At 52.8% G+C, this 16,429-nt stretch carries 17 protein-coding genes; 7 read left to right on the top strand and 10 right to left on the bottom strand.

The genetic code is table 11. The features are described 5' to 3' along the window. The first annotated feature begins 24 nt into the window (after positions 1-24). The gene (locus tag H70357_RS12300) at positions 25-1,302 is read left to right on the top strand and encodes an MFS transporter (protein ID WP_052091991.1); all 1,278 of its coding nucleotides are present in this window, start codon (positions 25-27) and stop codon (positions 1,300-1,302) included. A 187-nt stretch (positions 1,303-1,489) separates the two neighbouring features. Here H70357_RS12300 and H70357_RS12295 read toward each other — a convergent pair whose 3' ends face one another. Further along, positions 1,490-1,687, bottom strand: a complete 198-nt coding sequence (locus tag H70357_RS12295) for a cold shock domain-containing protein (RefSeq protein WP_019911834.1) — start codon at positions 1,685-1,687, stop codon at positions 1,490-1,492. Positions 1,688-1,859: 172 nt separating this feature from the next. Between H70357_RS12295 and H70357_RS12290 the strand changes: the two genes are divergently transcribed. The 6 genes from H70357_RS12290 to H70357_RS12265 all read left to right on the top strand — a co-directional run bounded on the left by H70357_RS12290 (position 1,860) and on the right by H70357_RS12265 (position 6,572). Further along, complete coding sequence (locus H70357_RS12290; protein WP_036702226.1) at positions 1,860-2,093, top strand: hypothetical protein; 234 nt, start codon at positions 1,860-1,862, stop codon at positions 2,091-2,093. Positions 2,094-2,099: 6 nt separating this feature from the next. Continuing rightward, positions 2,100-2,270 (top strand): hypothetical protein, encoded by a 171-nt coding sequence (locus H70357_RS36280; protein ID WP_038589633.1) that lies wholly within the window; start codon positions 2,100-2,102, stop codon positions 2,268-2,270. Positions 2,271-2,479: 209 nt separating this feature from the next. Beyond that, complete coding sequence (gene pepF, locus H70357_RS12280; RefSeq protein ID WP_038599338.1) at positions 2,480-4,270, top strand: oligoendopeptidase F; 1,791 nt, start codon at positions 2,480-2,482, stop codon at positions 4,268-4,270. Positions 4,271-4,353: 83 nt separating this feature from the next. Further along, a complete protein-coding gene (locus H70357_RS12275; protein ID WP_038589630.1) occupies positions 4,354-4,674 on the top strand; it encodes a LapA family protein in 321 nt (106 codons plus the stop codon). Positions 4,675-4,711: 37 nt separating this feature from the next. Beyond that, positions 4,712-5,755: a M42 family metallopeptidase gene (locus tag H70357_RS12270; RefSeq protein ID WP_038589626.1), complete on the top strand. Its 1,044-nt coding sequence runs from the start codon at positions 4,712-4,714 to the stop codon at positions 5,753-5,755. After that, positions 5,739-6,572 carry a hypothetical protein gene (locus H70357_RS12265; protein WP_038589623.1) on the top strand — a complete coding sequence of 278 codons (834 nt, stop codon included), beginning with the start codon at positions 5,739-5,741 and terminating at the stop codon, positions 6,570-6,572. The genes H70357_RS12270 and H70357_RS12265 overlap by 17 nt, the downstream gene beginning before the upstream one ends. 192 nt (positions 6,573-6,764) lie before the next feature. On the opposite strand, the gene H70357_RS12260 is transcribed toward H70357_RS12265, so the two are convergent. The 9 genes from H70357_RS12260 to hemH form a co-directional block, all read right to left on the bottom strand. Continuing rightward, positions 6,765-7,244 carry a DL-endopeptidase inhibitor IseA family protein gene (locus tag H70357_RS12260; RefSeq protein ID WP_038589620.1) on the bottom strand — a complete coding sequence of 160 codons (480 nt, stop codon included), beginning with the start codon at positions 7,242-7,244 and terminating at the stop codon, positions 6,765-6,767. A 203-nt stretch (positions 7,245-7,447) separates the two neighbouring features. Further along, positions 7,448-9,388: an ABC-F family ATP-binding cassette domain-containing protein gene (locus H70357_RS12255; RefSeq protein ID WP_038589617.1), complete on the bottom strand. Its 1,941-nt coding sequence runs from the start codon at positions 9,386-9,388 to the stop codon at positions 7,448-7,450. Positions 9,389-9,457: 69 nt separating this feature from the next. Further along, positions 9,458-10,048, bottom strand: coding sequence for a TetR/AcrR family transcriptional regulator (locus tag H70357_RS12250; RefSeq protein WP_038589614.1), 591 nt, complete (start codon positions 10,046-10,048; stop codon positions 9,458-9,460). Positions 10,049-10,095: 47 nt separating this feature from the next. Next, positions 10,096-10,902: a DUF92 domain-containing protein gene (locus tag H70357_RS12245; protein WP_038589611.1), complete on the bottom strand. Its 807-nt coding sequence runs from the start codon at positions 10,900-10,902 to the stop codon at positions 10,096-10,098. Between the two features lie 73 nt (positions 10,903-10,975). Further along, positions 10,976-11,599, bottom strand: a complete 624-nt coding sequence (locus H70357_RS12240) for a fumarylacetoacetate hydrolase family protein (RefSeq protein ID WP_038589608.1) — start codon at positions 11,597-11,599, stop codon at positions 10,976-10,978. A gap of 36 nt (positions 11,600-11,635) precedes the next feature. Next, positions 11,636-12,367: a glycerophosphodiester phosphodiesterase gene (locus H70357_RS12235; protein WP_038589605.1), complete on the bottom strand. Its 732-nt coding sequence runs from the start codon at positions 12,365-12,367 to the stop codon at positions 11,636-11,638. A 100-nt stretch (positions 12,368-12,467) separates the two neighbouring features. After that, positions 12,468-13,862, bottom strand: coding sequence for a CapA family protein (locus H70357_RS12230; protein WP_038589602.1), 1,395 nt, complete (start codon positions 13,860-13,862; stop codon positions 12,468-12,470). A 135-nt stretch (positions 13,863-13,997) separates the two neighbouring features. After that, positions 13,998-15,473 (bottom strand): protoporphyrinogen oxidase, encoded by a 1,476-nt coding sequence (hemG, locus tag H70357_RS12225; RefSeq protein WP_038589600.1) that lies wholly within the window; start codon positions 15,471-15,473, stop codon positions 13,998-14,000. Continuing rightward, positions 15,470-16,426, bottom strand: coding sequence for a ferrochelatase (gene hemH / locus H70357_RS12220; protein WP_156130861.1), 957 nt, complete (start codon positions 16,424-16,426; stop codon positions 15,470-15,472). Before hemH ends, hemG begins: the two co-directional genes overlap by 4 nt. Positions 16,427-16,429: the final 3 nt, after the last annotated feature.

The raw sequence follows: 16,429 nt of genomic DNA, 5'->3' as shown, positions 1-16,429 counted from the left end.
TGATATCCGGAGGAGTGCAACTTCATGTATTCAGGACGGACCGGCGGCCGGTACAGCGATCAGAACTGGCTGCGATCCTTTATGTTCACACTTTACGGCACAAGTGTGCTGGTAGTTTCGTATTTCCCGCTATTCTATACCCATCTGGGCTTCAGCAGCCCTCAGGTCGGACTGATATATTCTGTCGGACCGCTGATCTCCATTCTTTCCAATCTGTTCTGGAGCATGGTCAGCGACCGGCTGGGCACGATCAAAAAGATCATGGCTATCCTCCTGGCAGGTCAATTGGTAACTGCAATAATGCTGGCTAGGGCCACCGGCTTTACAAGTGTTATGCTTATTATTTCCCTTTTCTATTTCTTCTATTACCCGGTTTTTCCGCTTGCAGACACTATGGCCATCAAAATAGCGCAGCGCCACGGACGCAACTTCATTGCCATACGCGTATTCGGCTCTCTCGGGTATTCCTTCTTCGCGCTCACCATCGGCTACGTTCTGCGGGCCTTAGGTCCTTCCTACAGCATTACCGTCTGTCTTGTTATCATTGCTGCCGCACTCCTTATCACCTTCGGGCTGAAGGATGCCAAGCGGAATGATGAAGCAACCGGGAGCAGTGTCAGCTCTGGAGAGCCCCCTGTCAAGAGCGGCGGACTTAAAGAAATTTTACTGCAAAAGGAAGTGCTGTGGTTCTTCGGCTGTGTATTCGTACTCGCCCTCGGCCACAGAATGAATGAAGCTTTTCTAACACTCAGCCTGAAAGGCATGAATGCCGGTGATGAAGTCATCGGCTGGGCACTGCTCGCTTCGGCACTTAGCGAAATCCCTGTCTTCTTTTTGCTCAGCAAATATGGAGAAAGATTCAAAGAGCTGCCGCTGCTCGCGATTGGCAGCCTTATGTATGCCTTGCGCTTTCTGCTTATGTCGCTGGCCGATGTTCCCGGGGCCATTATCGCTATTCAGGCGATGCACAGCATTTCGTTCGGAGTTTTTTATGTGACGGCCGTCCGGTACATTACACGGATCATTCCCGACCATCTGCGTGCAACAGGACTCGCTCTATTCACGGTGGTGTGGTCCAGCGCCTCCGGCCTGCTAAGCGGTACATTCGGAGGCCTGATTTTTCAGGACGCCGGACGCGAAGTTTTTTACCTGGTGGCCACGGGCTTTTCACTGCTCGCCTTCCTTGGGTTTCTCGGCAAGCATCTCGTTGATGTTGGAGGAGGCCCCGGACGTTATTTTAACCGTAAAATAAAACCTGCCGCCAGCAAGCCGCCGGATTCGCCCTTCCCGCCGGCTCAATAAAACAAGAGACCTTACTGCCCAGACTATGGTAGGTAAGGTCTCTTCTCTATAATAAAAAACCCAAATAAAAAAACACAGTTCCCGAAAGAACTGTGTGTCTTGTAAGTTGATGGTTACCACTCTTGCAAGTGCTTTGCCATAAATCAAATATATATTGCGGCTGACAGCTGAACTGTCCGGCCGTTTCTTATAATTTAACTACGTTAGCTGCTTGAGGACCACGGTTACCGTCAGTGATATCGAATTCAACTGCTTGACCTTCGTCCAAAGTCTTGAAACCGTCGCCTTGAATTGCTGAGAAGTGAACGAATACATCTTCGCCGCCTTCTACTTGAAGGAAACCATAACCTTTTTCTGCGTTAAACCATTTTACTGTACCTTTCAAATGAACAACCTCCTAAAAATACCGCCATATATGGCGTATGCTTACATTATAACCCAACTATTCCTGCAAAGCAATCCATGAATTTCCTATATTAGTGATTTCATTTGCTTTTCCCTTCCCCGGTGCGTTATCATTGAGCCAAAAGCCAAAAATCGCCAGGGTGGTAATGATAATGATCAAAAAACATGAAATATACAAAACAGACAAGTGGAACATGATGACTGTCGAGGTTCAGGGACGCTATATTATTCTCCGTGAAATTTCTGATCAATGGGGAGAAGAAACGCATACCTTTATGAGCCGTCCGGCCATGATGCAATGGGTTAACAACCGGTTCAACAAAGAATCCTATAAAGATAATGAAGAAGAATACAAGAATATCATCGCTGCCTTCAAGCAGGTATAACCGGACATGGATAACGAGAATCTCGTAATATATGTAGTCGTTGTTCTATGCCTTGGGGCTGTGCTGATTATGGGCAAGGACAAGATGCCGCCGCGCATGAAGCGCGGCATGGCCCTGACTGCCGTAATCCTGATTGCCTTGGCTTTTGTCTTCATTATTTATAGCTTGTTGGCATAACTTCTGTAAATTGTGCTTAAGCGTTAATAATCAGAATTTGGCAGGGCATACTAAGCTGACTTTAAGATCTAGGAGGCTGCAGTATGTCCTTTCGCGCCAAATCCCTGCCGCTTCTGCTTGCGCTCTGCCTGCTGCCGGGCAACTATTCCGCTTCAGCTGCGCCGCAGAAGATTATGCCTACTACATCCCATCATTCAAGGAGGATTTCTATGGAACAATTATTGAAGAGAAGTGAAGTACCCGCCGAGAACCGCTGGAAGCTTGAAGATATGTTTGCTTCACAGAAGGAATGGGATGCAGAATATGCTGAAGTTAAAGAGCTGATCAAGAAAACGGCTGATTTCCAGGGAAAGCTTGATTCTTCCGACAAGCTGAAGGCCTGCTTCGAGCTCGATGACCAGCTGTCGCTGCTGACTGAACGCCTGTATGTATATGCTCATATGCGTCAGGATGAAGATACGGCTGCCCCAACCTATCAGGCACTTACCCAAAAAGCGAAAAAGCTTAGTGTCGAAGCCGGAGAAGCTCTCTCTTTTGTAACACCTGAGATTCTGTCCCTGCCGGATGAGACTTTGGACCGGTTCATTGCTGACCCTTCCTTATCGGCTTACACGTTCACTTTGACGGAAATGAAGCGCGAAAAGGCACATGTCCTGTCCAAAGCGGAAGAAGCCCTGCTCGCTCAGGTTGGCAATATCTCCCAGGCACCGCAAACGATCTTCAGCATGCTGAACAATGCGGACCTGAAGTTCCCCAAGGTCAAGAATGAAGAAGGCAAGGAAGTAGAGCTGACACACGGCAGCTATATCCAGTTCCTGGAGAGCCCTGACCGCGAAGTGCGGCGGAATGCTTTTAAGGCAGTCTATGAAACTTATGGCAAGCAAAAAAACACCATTGCCTCCACCCTTAGTGCAAATGTGAATAAGAACGTATTCTACTCACGTGTGCGCAAGTATCCGTCCGTTCTGGAAATGTCGCTGTACGGTGACAACATTCCAAAAGAGGTATATACCAACCTGATCGACACCATTCACGAAAGCCTGCCGCTGATGCACCGTTACATGAAGCTGCGCCAGAAGCTGCTCGGGGTTGACGAGTTACATATGTATGACCTGTTCGCTCCGCTTGTGGACGAATATAAGCTGGACATTACCTTTGAAGAAGCCAAGAAAATCACCAAAGAAGGCCTGAAGCCTCTCGGCGAAGATTACCTGAGTGTGCTGCAGGAAGGCTATGACAATGGCTGGATCGATATTTACGAGAATGAGAACAAACGCACCGGCGCCTACAGCTGGGGTTCCTACGGCACCCATCCTTATGTGCTGCTGAACCATAACGACAACCTGAACAGCATGTTCACGCTGGCGCATGAAATGGGCCACGCCCTTCACTCCTACTATTCGGACAATGCGCTGAAATACCGGGATGCACAGTACACCATTTTCCTTGCGGAAGTGGCTTCCACAACTAACGAAGCGCTGCTGATGGATTATCTGCTGAACAAGTCGACTGATCCGAAGGAAAAAATGTACCTGCTTACCTATTATGCCGACCAGTTCCGGACTACAGTATTCCGGCAAACAATGTTCGCCGAGTTCGAGAAAATCATTCACCAGCGCGCGGAAGACGGCGAATCGCTTACTCCGCAGGATCTTTCGGCTGTGTACTATGACCTTAACGTCAAATACTATGGCAAAGACATGGTTGTGGACAAAGATATCGAAATGGAATGGGCACGGATTCCGCATTTCTACAACAGCTTCTACGTCTACAAATATGCTACCGGCTTCTCGGCTGCAACCAGCTTCGCGAAGCAGATTCTTGAAGAAGGCAAACCGGCGGTGGACCGCTACCTTGGCTTCCTGAAGAGCGGCGGCAGTGACTATTCGATCAACATTCTGTCCAAAGCCGGAGTAGATATGTCTTCTCCTGAACCGATCCGCGAAGCTATGAGCGTGTTCGAAAGCGTGATTGAGCAAATGGAACAGTTGACCAAATAAGGCAGAAAGCTTAGTATTACATTAATCCCTTGCCCTTTGCGGGCGAGGGATTTATATTGTCATACCGTCTAGGAGGAAATCATATGAAATTGCAATGGTCGCTTATTCTCGGTCTTTTCTTCGCTCTGCTTACTGCTGTGTTCGCAGTCATGAACGTCGATACGGTACCGGTTAATTTCGGTTTTGATGTTGTCAGCATCCCGCTCATTCTCGTCATTCTGGGCTGTGCGCTGATCGGTGGAGTCGTTGTCGGTTCTTACGGCATTTTCCGCCAGTATAAGCTGCAGAAGCAGATTAAAGGACTGACAGCAGAGCTGAACAAACTGCGTGACGCAGGTAGTTCACTGGACTCTCTGGGTACACAGTATGACAGCCTTTCCACAGAACACACTACTCAACACTAGGTCTCTATTCCTTAATCATGAACAGGAGGGCTTAACCTTGCTTACCATTCAGCCTAATGAAGACTATATTCTCTCTATTCTCAAAAAACTGCTGGATACTCCAAGCCCCAGCGGATTCACGGCCCAGGTCATGAATCTTGTGGCTGAAGAAGCAGCAGCCTTGAACGTACCTTTAAGCTGGAACGAAAAAGGCGGCGTTATTCTGACCGTCCCCGGCCTTGATCCTTCGCGCACCATCGGTATCAGCGCCCATGTGGACACCTTAGGCGCTATGGTACGGTCCATTAAACCGAACGGAACACTTCGCCTCACTTCTGTCGGCGGATTTACCATGAGCAGTATTGAGAATGAGTACTGCGTCATACATACCCGTACCGGGTTGACCTACACCGGCACCATTTTGACCAGCCATCCTTCGGTCCATGTCTATCCGGATGCGCGCGATTTCAAACGCGTTGAGGAGAATATGGAGATTCGCATCGACGAACTCGTCTCTACCAAAGATGACGTACTGAAGCTCGGCATTGGCGTCGGAGACTTTATCTCCTTTGATGCCCGCGCAGTGATTACGCCAAGCGGTTATATCAAATCCCGCCATCTGGACGACAAAGCCAGTGTGGCCGCTCTGCTGGGCCTGCTGGAAAGCATGAAACGCGAAGGCTGGAAACCGCTGCACAACCTCTCTCTGCTGATCTCCAATTATGAAGAGGTCGGACACGGGACCGCCTGGATCCCCGGAGAGATCAACGAGTTCATCGCTGTCGATATGGGCGCGATGGGTGATGACCTGAGCTGCAAGGAGACCGATGTGTCTATCTGTGCAAAGGACTCCTCCGGCCCTTACGACTATGCCATGACCGGCCGCCTGATCGATCTGGCGAACAGTCTGGCCATTCCGTTCGCGGTAGATATCTATCCGCAGTACGGTTCCGATGCCTCCGCTGCGTTAAGAGGCGGCAACAATATCCGCGCCGCGCTGATCGGCCCGGGCGTGCATGCGTCACACTCCATGGAGCGCACACACAAGCAGGCCGTGCTCAATACCGCTAAGCTGCTTGCCGCTTATGTCGGTTCAAACTGAAACCGGCAGCAAGCTGCAGCGGATTTTACGGCGCAAACACTGGCTGATTGCCGTTGCGGTGCTGCTCATGCTTATCTTGATTACGGTGATAGCCATTACAATGGCTAAACCGGATACACAGCCTGCGGAGGTCTTTGACGGCCTCCCTCATGCCTACTCCTATCTGGAGGCGGAAACTTCGGGCAAGGTTCAGCTGCACATGATGTCGCTGGCACCGGAAGATATCGTCCTGCGTACTGCCGGTGCCCCCTTGCGGCAAATCGCCGCGTATGGCATTAACGGCGGTTTCTTCTATGGGACCGATCTCCTGTCGATAGCCATCATGAATGATAATCCGTCGAGCGGAGCCCGGGGAGCCTACGGCTCCGGCTGGTTCAATGCCAAATACGCCCGTGGAACGATGGTTTGGGACGGCGCAAGCGGCAAGCTGTCGGTGCGGGTTGTTTCTTCCGGCGAGGAACTGGAGGTCACTGACCGCTCCAACTATTGGGCACAGGGCGGGATCAGCATGAATCTGCAGCATGAAGAGCTGTGGGCGTTGTCTGCTGCCGCAGAACATCTTCCTAATGCTGATGAGCAGCGGATGCGCTCCGGCCTGGTCTACGATAGCGCGGGCAAGCTGTGGCTGATCGTCACTCCAACGCTAAGTACAGCGGAAGAGTTCCGCACAGCCGTACTGGAGCATGTCCCCGGAGAAGGAAGGGAAGGCATCTTCCTGGACGGTGACGGCTCCTCGCAGATGAACGCCGACGAGGCTGTATTAACCGGCGATTCGCGTCCGGTGGTGCAGATGATTGCCGTGGCCGGGGGCAAATAGACCGTTTAACGAATTAAAACATGAAGGCAGGCTCAGTCAGCGGAATCGGACTGAGCCTGCTTTTTTTAAAAGATAAGAATTTATATGTTTCACGCTATAAATTATCCTTCTATTTCTCGCTGAAACGGATACCGTCCTTTTGAGGACGGCGAAGCCGTTTCCACTTGTTGTGCAAATCAATCTTCATCCAGTTTACCGGCAGGGTTGATACCTTGGATCACCGACCTTATTACTCCGGTCCAGAATCGTAAGCCGCTCCCCGGATCTGGCGATCAGGTAACGGATGATTTCAGTTCCTTCATCTGTATCTACGTCAAAGGACAGGCTGGCCGTAACCCGAAGTCTAGTTGATGTACGACTCGTAACCCGAAGTCTCCGGGGATAGTATGGCAGGGGACCTGTATCTCCTGCAATCACGTACAATCTTCCATTTCTTGTAACAGTCATTAGATTACAGAACATTCTATTGCTCAAAACAATACCCCAATATCTTCTGAAATAAGCTATCACCTTGGCTCTTGTACTGAATCTCAGCGGCAGCCTTAAATATTCCCTTCCGTCCACAATGATTACTCTGTTAGTATCAGCCGAGTAAAACACTTCAACCCAGACCGACTCCGCATTCTCTATAAACCTTTTCAATTCTCTGACAGACTGAGTTATTCTTGGCATAACATCTCCTCCTCCCTATTACTGTATTACGCTAACAGCAATTGGAGCGGGTGATAGACTACATAGGTTAAGAGAATTTATCCTCTGTAAAATGAAACAATAAACTTTCATTGCCGCATATCAAAAAGCAAGCCGACCTCCGTTAGCAACGGAAGTCGGCTTGCTGTGTATGTTCATCTTATTCTCTTACCTGATCCCTGATCTTAAGCTTTGCCGGCGATTCGCTCTGCCAGCTCGTTCAGATACGTCCAGCGCTCCATCAGGCGTTCCAGCTCTGCTTCGCCTTGCCGCTGCTGGTCCACAAGCTCCTGCAGCCGGCCAGAGTCGGCAAAAGCGGCTTCCATCTGCGCAGTGATATCTACCAGATGCTGCTCCGCCAGCTCGATTTGCTCGTCGATCCCCTCATATTCCCGCTGTTCCTTGAAGGTAAATTTCAGCTTCTCCCGGGTTGGAGGGGAGGTCTGTACATTCTGGCTCTGCTCCGGGGCAGAGCTGCGTTTGCCCCCACCCGCTGCTTCGTCTTTGCCATTATCACTGCGGACAGTAACGTTTTTCGCCAGCCACTCCTCATATTCACTGTAGTCACCGACATGCAGCCGGATCTGCCCGTTCTCAAAAGCGATCAGCTTATCCACCGTACGGTCCAGAAAATAACGGTCATGCGATACAGTGAACACTACGCCGGGAAATTCGTCCAGATAATCCTCCAGAACGGCGAGCGTCCCGATATCCAGGTCATTGGTCGGCTCGTCCAGCAGCAGCACGTTAGGCGCCCCCATCAGTACACGAAGCAGGTAGAGGCGTCTTTTCTCACCGCCGGACAGCTTGGAGATGGGTGTCCACTGCATCGCCGGAGGGAACAGGAAACGCTCCAGCATCTGCCCGGCCGTTATGACACTGCCGTCAGCGGTGCGGATGATCTCCGCCTCTTCCTTTACATACTCAATCGCCCGCATGGTGTCGTCCATATCTTGATGCTCTTGTGTAAAGTAACCCAGTTTGACCGTTGCACCCAGCTGAACCTCGCCGCTGTCCGGCTGAAGTTTGCCGGCAATCAGATTAAGCAGTGTTGACTTACCGCTGCCGTTTGGACCAACAATCCCTACACGGTCCTGCGGTACGGCGATATAGGTCAGATCCTTAATCAGTGTCCGGCCGTCCAGCGCCTTGGTAAGATCCTTCATTTCAATGATTTTGCGGCCCAGCCTGGTCGAAGCGACGGAAATATCCATTGCTCCAGCCGAAGCGCCGCCCTGGCTTTCCTTCAACTTCTCGAAGCGGTCGATTCGCGCTTTCTGCTTCGTGGACCGTGCTTTGGCTCCGCGGCGAATCCAGGCCAGCTCTGTGCGCAGCAGATTCTTGCGCTTCTGCTCGGCCGACGCTTCCCGCTCTTCACGGTCCGCTTTCAGCTCCAGGAACCGCGAGTAGTTCGCTTCATAGCGGTACAGACGCCCTCCGTCCAGCTCCAGCATGACACTGGCTACCCGTTCCAGGAAGTAACGGTCATGCGTAACCATCAGCAGCGCTCCGCGCCGCTTCTGCAGATACTGCTCCAGCCATGCCACGGAGTCGGTATCAATATGGTTGGTCGGCTCATCCAGAATCAGCAGCTCGGAAGGTGTAATCAGGGCGGCCGCGAGTGCTACACGCTTGCGTTGCCCCCCCGAGAGCGTCTCCATCAAGGCGTCAAAACGGGTGATGCCGAGCTTCGTCAGCACGGTTTTGGCTTCACTCTCCAGATGCCAGGTTCCGGCGGCATCGATAGATTGCCCGATCCGCACCAGTCTGCCCTCCAGTCCGGCGTCGCCGGGGTTCTTCTCCAGCAGGGCCATAATTTCCATATATTCACGCATGGTAGCAAGCTCAGGATCATCTCCTGCAAATACCTGCTGCAGCACGGTATTACCTGGTTCATAGGGCGGATTCTGCGCCAAATACTGCACCCGCACACCGTTGCCGATTGCGATTTGTCCCTCGTCGGCGGTATCCAGCCCGGCGATGATTTTTAAAAAGGTCGATTTGCCTGTTCCATTCACACCGATGACACCAATCTTGTCCCGGTCATCCATACCAAACGATGCATCACGGAACAAAATTTTCTCTCCATAACTTTTGGAAAGATGTTCCACGGTCATAATATTCATACGCTGTCCTCGCTTGCCTTATATTTTCATTACCGATTTATGCTGCGTTTAGTTGACCCTTTTGGCCGTTTAATAGCCATTCTCCGCACTCAGACTGCCGATTGCCCCGTGAATAAACAGCGCCGCAGCAAATTTTGCCCGCTTATACGCGTCCTCTTCCGTAAAGGAGGGTTGAAACAGAATATCCATCTTCAGCCGGTCCAGCATCCCGATATAGGATTGAGCCATCAGCTCCGGTTCGGAGGCCCCGCCTTCCAGGAGCACCTTCACCACGGCCTGCATATATTCCTCCATAAAAAGCGCCATATAGGCCACCAGCTCCGGGTTGTTGTTGGGAGCCCGGAAGAACAGCTTGGTGTGCTGCTTGCGCTCGTAATAATACATCAGATGATGTTCGGCGATCACCGCCAGCTTCTCTGTCGGAGCTGTACAGTCCTCCAGCTTGTGCTCAAGCTGCTGCATGAAGCCCTCGCAGTCGCGGCGGGTGACAGCCATAAAGAGCTCTTCCTTGCTTTTAAAATACAAATAAACTGTACCCTTAGCGATTCCCGCATGTTCCGCCACTTCGGACATTTTCGTCTCGTAGAAACCTCCTGAACCGAAAAGCTCATAAGCGGCATCCAGAATGGCAGTATGCTTGTGATTTGCTGCACTGCTCATCCGGTTCACCTCCTGACTATATGGCGCATTGCTGTATTGTTGACTTTCTAACTGGCTGTAAAGCCGATCAGCAGCGCGGCAGCGCCGCCGATGACCGAACTCAGCGCATTGACCGCGTCGTTGTCCATCCAGCGCCAGCCGCGGGCATACACCGTGGGCTGACCACAATGCTGCGAGGCTTCCACCTCGCGGCCGCATTTAGTGCAGCGGTTCATCCGCTGCACCGTAGCGCCCAGGATCGAGTCGGCGAAAGCGCCGGCGAGACCGCCCACGAGTCCGGCGAGCGTAAGCCGCAGGAAGGAATGGTCCGGCATGCCGGAGGCCGCCCGGAGCGCCCAGGAGGCAACTCCAATGAAGGCTCCGCCTGCGGCGGCGGCCAGAGTGCCCGGCAGCGATACGCCGCCGGAGGTTCCTGCCTGGAGGATTTTGCCCGTGAGCACCGACCGCGGAGGTTTCTTGGAGAGCGTGCCAATTTCCGTGGCCCAGGTATCCGAGGTCACGGTTGCCATTACGCCGATAAAGAGAAATCCCCAAATCTCCAGGGGATAAATGGCATTCAGCAGGACGAGCAGCATGCCCATTCCGCCGTTGGCAAACACTTGCCCGGCATCCCGGCGTCCTGTCTTGTCATACGTCAGCTCCAGTTCGGCCTTATTCTCATGATGAAGTTTGGATAACATACTGGAAGAGATGAAGAACAGCAGCAGGATGCCGAACCAGAAGGCATTTCCGGCACCAAAATAAATGGTCCCCATAACAACCGCCGCCAGCATGCCGGATAAGCTCAGCGACTGTTTGGCATAAGCCGCTCCGGCGACCAGCAAAGCGCCGCAGGCACCGATCACCCATAACATAGATTCAACTCCGCTTCTGCAAGAATAAGCATCTTCCGGAGACGAATCTCCGGAAGACGAGGACTGATTAAGGTTAACCGATCAGGCAGGTGCCCATAAGCTTCTCGCCCCAGTACAGCTCGAAGGAATCGCCTGAAACAACCGGACCTACCCCGGCAGGGGTACCCGTGAATATCACATCATCTTTGCCAAGCCCGTAGCGGGCGGCAATGAATTCAACAATCTTTTGCAGCGAAAAAATCATGTTCTTCACATTCCCGCGCTGCACTTCCACCCCATTCTTCAACACGGTGAAATCTGTTGCTTCCAGCTCCTCCTGCTCGGGAAAAGCAATATAAGGGGTGTGCGGAGCAGCGTTCTTGAAGCCTTTGGCAGCCGTCCATGGCAAGCCTTTCTTCTGCAGATCATTATGCACGTCACGCAGGGTGAAATCCAGGCCGAGCGCCATGACATCCACCAGTTCCTCCACGCTCATGCCCGGTACATAATCACGCGCGATGCGCAGTACCAGTTCACCTTCATAGTGAATAAGTCCGGCATCCTGCGGGAGATGAATAATGGCCTTATCGAGAGATACCGCCGCATGAGAGGGCTTCAGGAAGATCAGCGGCTCCACCGGAACCTGGTTTCCCAGCTCCTCGGCATGTAATTTATAATTGCGTCCAACACAGTATATGTTATTAACATCTGCACACATTATAATCAGCTCCTTTCCCGTCCATTGGTAATGTCCTTAAGCCTTCAGAAAAGTTTCGCCCCAGATATCCGGACGGTTCGTACAGATCATGATATCGGAATGCATTTCAGCCAGACGGCGCATCTCCTTCGCCTTGTTCACCGTCCAGGCCATCGTTTTGACACCGCGTTCGGCAAGCAGCTTCGCCAGCCCCGGATTCAGCCTTGCAAAGCTGATGGACAGAAAGGAGCAATCCAGCTCCTTCAGCTTACGGGCCGGATCACCGGTTCTGGAATCATAAATCAGACCGGTGCGAAACCGCGGATCCAGCTCCTTGATCCGCTGCAATGCCCCGGCATCAAATGAGGTCAGCACAACATCATCCCGCATCCCTTTGGAAGAGATAAGGTCAATGACTGCCTTCTCCAGACCCGGATACATATCACCGCTGGTCTTCAGTTCAATATTCAGGCGCAGCCGGCCGGAAGCAAGCTCAAGCACCTCTTCCAGCGAAGGGACCCGCTCCCCCCGGAAGGCACGCCCTTTCCAGCTTCCCGCATCCAGGCGCCGGAGATGCTCATAATCCATGTTCTTAATCTTGCCGTGTCCGTTCGTCGTCCGGTCCAGCGTAAAATCATGGATGACGACCGGCACCCCGTCCCTGGTCAGCTGAACATCAATTTCCATCCAGCGTACATAAGGCAGAGCAAGCGCCATGCGAACGGCTGCGAGCGTATTCTCCGGCGCTTTCCCGGAGAATCCACGGTGGGCTACACACATGTTTTTCATCATAAGTACCTCCAGCAGAAGTATGGTCTGTCTCCGGATTCCCCCGTGAAATCTGCAGGGACCGGTGCGAGCTGCTTACGACTATCTTGTTGGTTTAGCCCTATTTGCCGGCTTGTACGACGGTTCCGTCGTTTCTGATAGTTACAAGTCCTGAAGATAAGGATTGAACCTTATTCAGCAAAAGCTGTCCATCCACATCATTCATAGGCACCGGCTGGCCTAATTCGGCGTCCATCGGGCTCAGTTTCAGCGAACACTCGCCTTTGTCAGTGCATTGTGCCTGAAAAACAGCGGTCTCCCAGGTAGCAGGAACCTTGGACCGTGTGAAAATAAAATTGCCTGTGCTGTAAGCGATCCATTTGCCCTTGTACGGCTCTATCCCCTGCAGCACATGCGGGTGGCCGCCCATCACCAGGTCCGCTCCGGCATCAATAAAGCTGCGTCCCAGCTCCTGCTGGGTCGCATCATATTGTTCAACCCGTTCCTTCCCCCAGTGGACAACTACAACGACCAAGTCAGCCTTCTTCTTGGCTGCGGCGATGGCCTTCAGCCCTTCTCTGCTGTCATAGACAGAAGCAACACCGGGCTTCTTCGCTCCGGCGATCCAGTCGGTATGAGGAATAACACGTGTGAAGCCAAGCAAGGCTATCCGGATTCCCTGGCGCTCAAAATACTGGGTCGTATAAGCTTCCTTGCTGTCGGCTCCTGCTCCTACATAAGGAATCCCCCGCTTGCTGAGGTTGCTCAAAGTATCCAGCAGACCTTGCTCCCCTTGATCCAGCGTATGGTTATTGGCAAGATTTACCGCATCCACACCGGCTGACTTCAGCGCATCCAAGGCCTCTGGCGCTCCCTTGAATACAAACTGCTTGTTCTCGGCGCTCACACCACCCGTAGTAATCGGTGTTTCCAGATTCACTACGGTGAGATCATCCTTCTTAAACATTCCATTCAGGGCAGAATAGGAATAATCATACCCTTTCTTCTGGAGCAGTTCCCCAACCTTGCCGGCAAAAATCACGTCCCCGGCAAAATTCAGCGTGACTGTGTCCCCGGCATTCTCCGGCAATCCGGAAACCGCATCGCCGGTATTCTTACCACCATCTCCGCCATCTCCATCGTCTCCGGAACCTATTGCAGTCTCTGGAGCTCTGCTAGCCTCGGGGGATGGCGTTGCCTCTGTTATATTCTCCTGTGCCGGTGAAGCCTCTGGAGAGGGTTCTGGAGTAGGTTCAGCACTAGCTGTGACCTCAGGAGTTACGGTCGCCGTAGCTTCAGGCTCAGGTGTCACGGCATCCGGTGAAGGCGAAACTACCGCCTCTGAAGGCGGTGGCGGGGCAGCATTCTCTTTGTCGTGATCTCCAATAAAATAATAGGTTAGCATAGCGGTCATCAACAAAAGCAAACTTACGTTGGTCCACGCCCAAACCCTTCTGCGCCGGCGTTTAGTGCTGCGCTTATTGTTCTGTCGTGTGCGTGATCTCGGCGGATACATGGGTACAAACAATCCCCTTTGCCTTTAAATTGGTTCTATTATAGCATAACTCATGCTGCTCCCTCCAAAATAGCCGGGCGGGAATTCCATAAAAAAAACGGTGAAGCGCCACCACCTCCGCTTCACCGTTTGGTTCTAACCTATGGATGCACCCACAGGTGCGGGCTGCTTGTTCAAGCTTCCGGCTGCGGCTTCAGCCGTCTCCTTGGCCTGTTTGATGCAATCAGGCATCCCGATGCCATCATAACCGGCGCCAAAAGCGTAGACGCCCGGGAGCTTCTGCGACAGCTCACTGCGAAGCGCTGCGATACGGCCGGGATGGCCGACCGGATACTGCGGCATGGAGTGCTTCAGCCGGGTAATCTCCGTGAAGAGCGGCTGTGCGCCAACTCCCATAATTTCCCGCAGATCCTTGCGCACCAGCTCCGCAAGCGCCTCATCCGGCAGCTCAACATTCTGTTCATCGCCTGAACGGCCGACATAACAGCGCAGCAGCACCTTGTCCTCAGGGCTTGTATGCAGCCATTTGGTAGAAGTCCAGGTGCAGGCGGTAATATTGCGCCCTTCCTTGCGGGGAACAAGGAACCCCGAGCCGTCATATTCCGTAACGATATCCTTCTTGGCAAAGGCCATTACCACATTGGCTACCGATACATAGTTGACGTTATCCAGTGCGGACACATCCACATGGGGGCGGAGCAGCTCAGCGGCAGCAAAATTCTGCACGGTGACGTATATATCGTCAGCCAGCAGCGTTTCGCCGTTATCCAGCTCTACCGCGTACCGCGGACCGGATTCGGCTGAAGAAGAGCGGCCGCTATCTGTGCGGACGGTAATAAGGGCGGCACCCGTTCCGGTGCGCTGCTCCACATCATGCAGTTCATGAATCAGGGCATGAACCATACTTTGCAGTCCTTTGCGAAAGGTCAGGAAGGCGCTTTTTTTGGTTCCCGTATGCGTCTCAACAGGCTTGCGGCCCGTAGTCATCCCGCGGATAAGACTGCCGTATTGGCGTTCCACCTCACCGAACTGGGGGAAGGTTGCCTGTAGGCTGATCTTGCGCATATCTCCGGCATATATACCGGCAAGCAGAGGTTCGGTCATATTCTCCAGCACCTCAGTGCCAAGACGGCGCTCAATCAGCTGGCCGAGCGATTCATCTTCGCTGCTCCGGCGCGGCGGAAGAACGAAGTCCAGCATCGCCCGCATTTTGCCGCTGAACGACACAAGCCCGCTCTTCAGGAACGGCTTCAGCTCTGTAGGAATGCCGAGAACAAGCCCCGCCGGCATCGGGTGGAGTTTGCCGCGCTGCAGTATGTACGTCTTTTTGGCATTCGGATTGGTGGTGACCAGCTCATGATCAAGCTTCAGCTCCTTGGCCAGATCGCTCATAGCCGTTTTGCGGGCCAGAAAAGAATCCGGCCCTTTCTCAACAACGAAGCCGTCACGTTGCAATGTTTCGATCTTGCCTCCGAGCGCCTTATCCTTCTCGATTAGCACAATATCCGGCTGTAATCCGGCTTCCCGGTAGTATTTACGAACGTAAAAAGCGGCGCTGAGGCCGCTGAGGCCTCCGCCGATGATGACTACCTTACGGGGTGAACCCGTCATGACTGGTTCACCTTCAGTTGACTGGCTTTGGTGCGCACCACATCGCTGAGGACCGACATATAGGCCGGGTCACTGTTCAGCGAATCGGTGCGCATCAGCCGCAGATCCAGTTCCGAAGCCAGTGCCTGCGCCTCAATGTCGAGGTCATACAGCACTTCCAAATGGTCGGAAACAAAACCGATCGGGGCCGACAGCACGTATTTCACCTGAGCTTCGCCAAGCTCACGCAGCGTATCCAGAATGTCCGGGCCCAGCCAAGGCTCAGCCGTTCTGCCCGCGCTCTGCCAGGTAAACTGCCAGGAGGTTACACCGGCCTGCTCGGCAATCGCTTTTGACGTTTCCAGCAGCTGATCCCGGTACGGGTCGCCCATGGCCAGAATCCGTTCAGGCAAGCTATGGGCGCTGAACAATACACGAACCTCATCCCGGGCGGCGCCGGTCTCTTCAAAGAGGTCAAGCTTGGCAGACACTCTGCGGGTGAGCACATCAATCAGCTCGGGATGCAGATGATAGCTCTCCACAAATTCCATGTTGACTCCGCTGGCTTCAGCTTTTTCCCTGGCACGTTTAATGTAGGTTCCTACACTCATTACCGAATAATGGGGGGCAAGTACAATCCCGACCGCCTGGGTGATGCCATCCCGCGCCATAGCTTCAACACCGTCTTCAATAAACGGATGTGCATGCTTAAGCCCCTGATAACACATATATTGAACATCCTCACCGCTGTGGCCGCTGTTGAGCGCCTCCTGCAAAGCCTCCACCTGCCGGTCCGTGTTCTCTCTAAGCGGGAAGACCCCGCCGACAATGGCCTCATAGCGGTCCTTCAGTTCTTTCAGTTGCTCGGCTGAAGGTGCATTGCCGCGCCGGATGTGGGTGTAATAAGCCTCTACGCCCTCCAAACTTTCAGGCGTGCCGTATGACATCACGAGAACTCCGATTTTTGCTGTCACAGA

The organism is Paenibacillus sp. FSL H7-0357 (assembly GCF_000758525.1).
Taxonomy (GTDB): domain Bacteria; phylum Bacillota; class Bacilli; order Paenibacillales; family Paenibacillaceae; genus Paenibacillus_AQ.
Note: the sequence above shows the minus strand (reverse complement) of the source record. Positions and strands in the feature narration are given on the sequence as shown.

Coding starts and splice junctions, on each gene's coding strand:
- H70357_RS12245 (WP_038589611.1), bottom strand. CDS start 10,902: ATGTTATGGGTGATCGGTGCCTGCGGCGCTTTGCTGGTCGCCGGAGCG.
- pepF (WP_038599338.1), top strand. CDS start 2,480: ATGGAACAATTATTGAAGAGAAGTGAAGTACCCGCCGAGAACCGCTGG.
- H70357_RS12300 (WP_052091991.1), top strand. CDS start 25: ATGTATTCAGGACGGACCGGCGGCCGGTACAGCGATCAGAACTGGCTG.
- H70357_RS12235 (WP_038589605.1), bottom strand. CDS start 12,367: ATGAAAAACATGTGTGTAGCCCACCGTGGATTCTCCGGGAAAGCGCCG.
- H70357_RS12265 (WP_038589623.1), top strand. CDS start 5,739: ATGTCGGTTCAAACTGAAACCGGCAGCAAGCTGCAGCGGATTTTACGG.
- H70357_RS12240 (WP_038589608.1), bottom strand. CDS start 11,599: ATGTGTGCAGATGTTAATAACATATACTGTGTTGGACGCAATTATAAA.
- H70357_RS12290 (WP_036702226.1), top strand. CDS start 1,860: ATGATCAAAAAACATGAAATATACAAAACAGACAAGTGGAACATGATG.
- H70357_RS36280 (WP_038589633.1), top strand. CDS start 2,100: ATGGATAACGAGAATCTCGTAATATATGTAGTCGTTGTTCTATGCCTT.
- H70357_RS12275 (WP_038589630.1), top strand. CDS start 4,354: ATGAAATTGCAATGGTCGCTTATTCTCGGTCTTTTCTTCGCTCTGCTT.
- H70357_RS12260 (WP_038589620.1), bottom strand. CDS start 7,244: ATGCCAAGAATAACTCAGTCTGTCAGAGAATTGAAAAGGTTTATAGAG.
- H70357_RS12255 (WP_038589617.1), bottom strand. CDS start 9,388: ATGAATATTATGACCGTGGAACATCTTTCCAAAAGTTATGGAGAGAAA.
- H70357_RS12250 (WP_038589614.1), bottom strand. CDS start 10,048: ATGAGCAGTGCAGCAAATCACAAGCATACTGCCATTCTGGATGCCGCT.
- hemG (WP_038589600.1), bottom strand. CDS start 15,473: ATGACGGGTTCACCCCGTAAGGTAGTCATCATCGGCGGAGGCCTCAGC.
- H70357_RS12230 (WP_038589602.1), bottom strand. CDS start 13,862: ATGTATCCGCCGAGATCACGCACACGACAGAACAATAAGCGCAGCACT.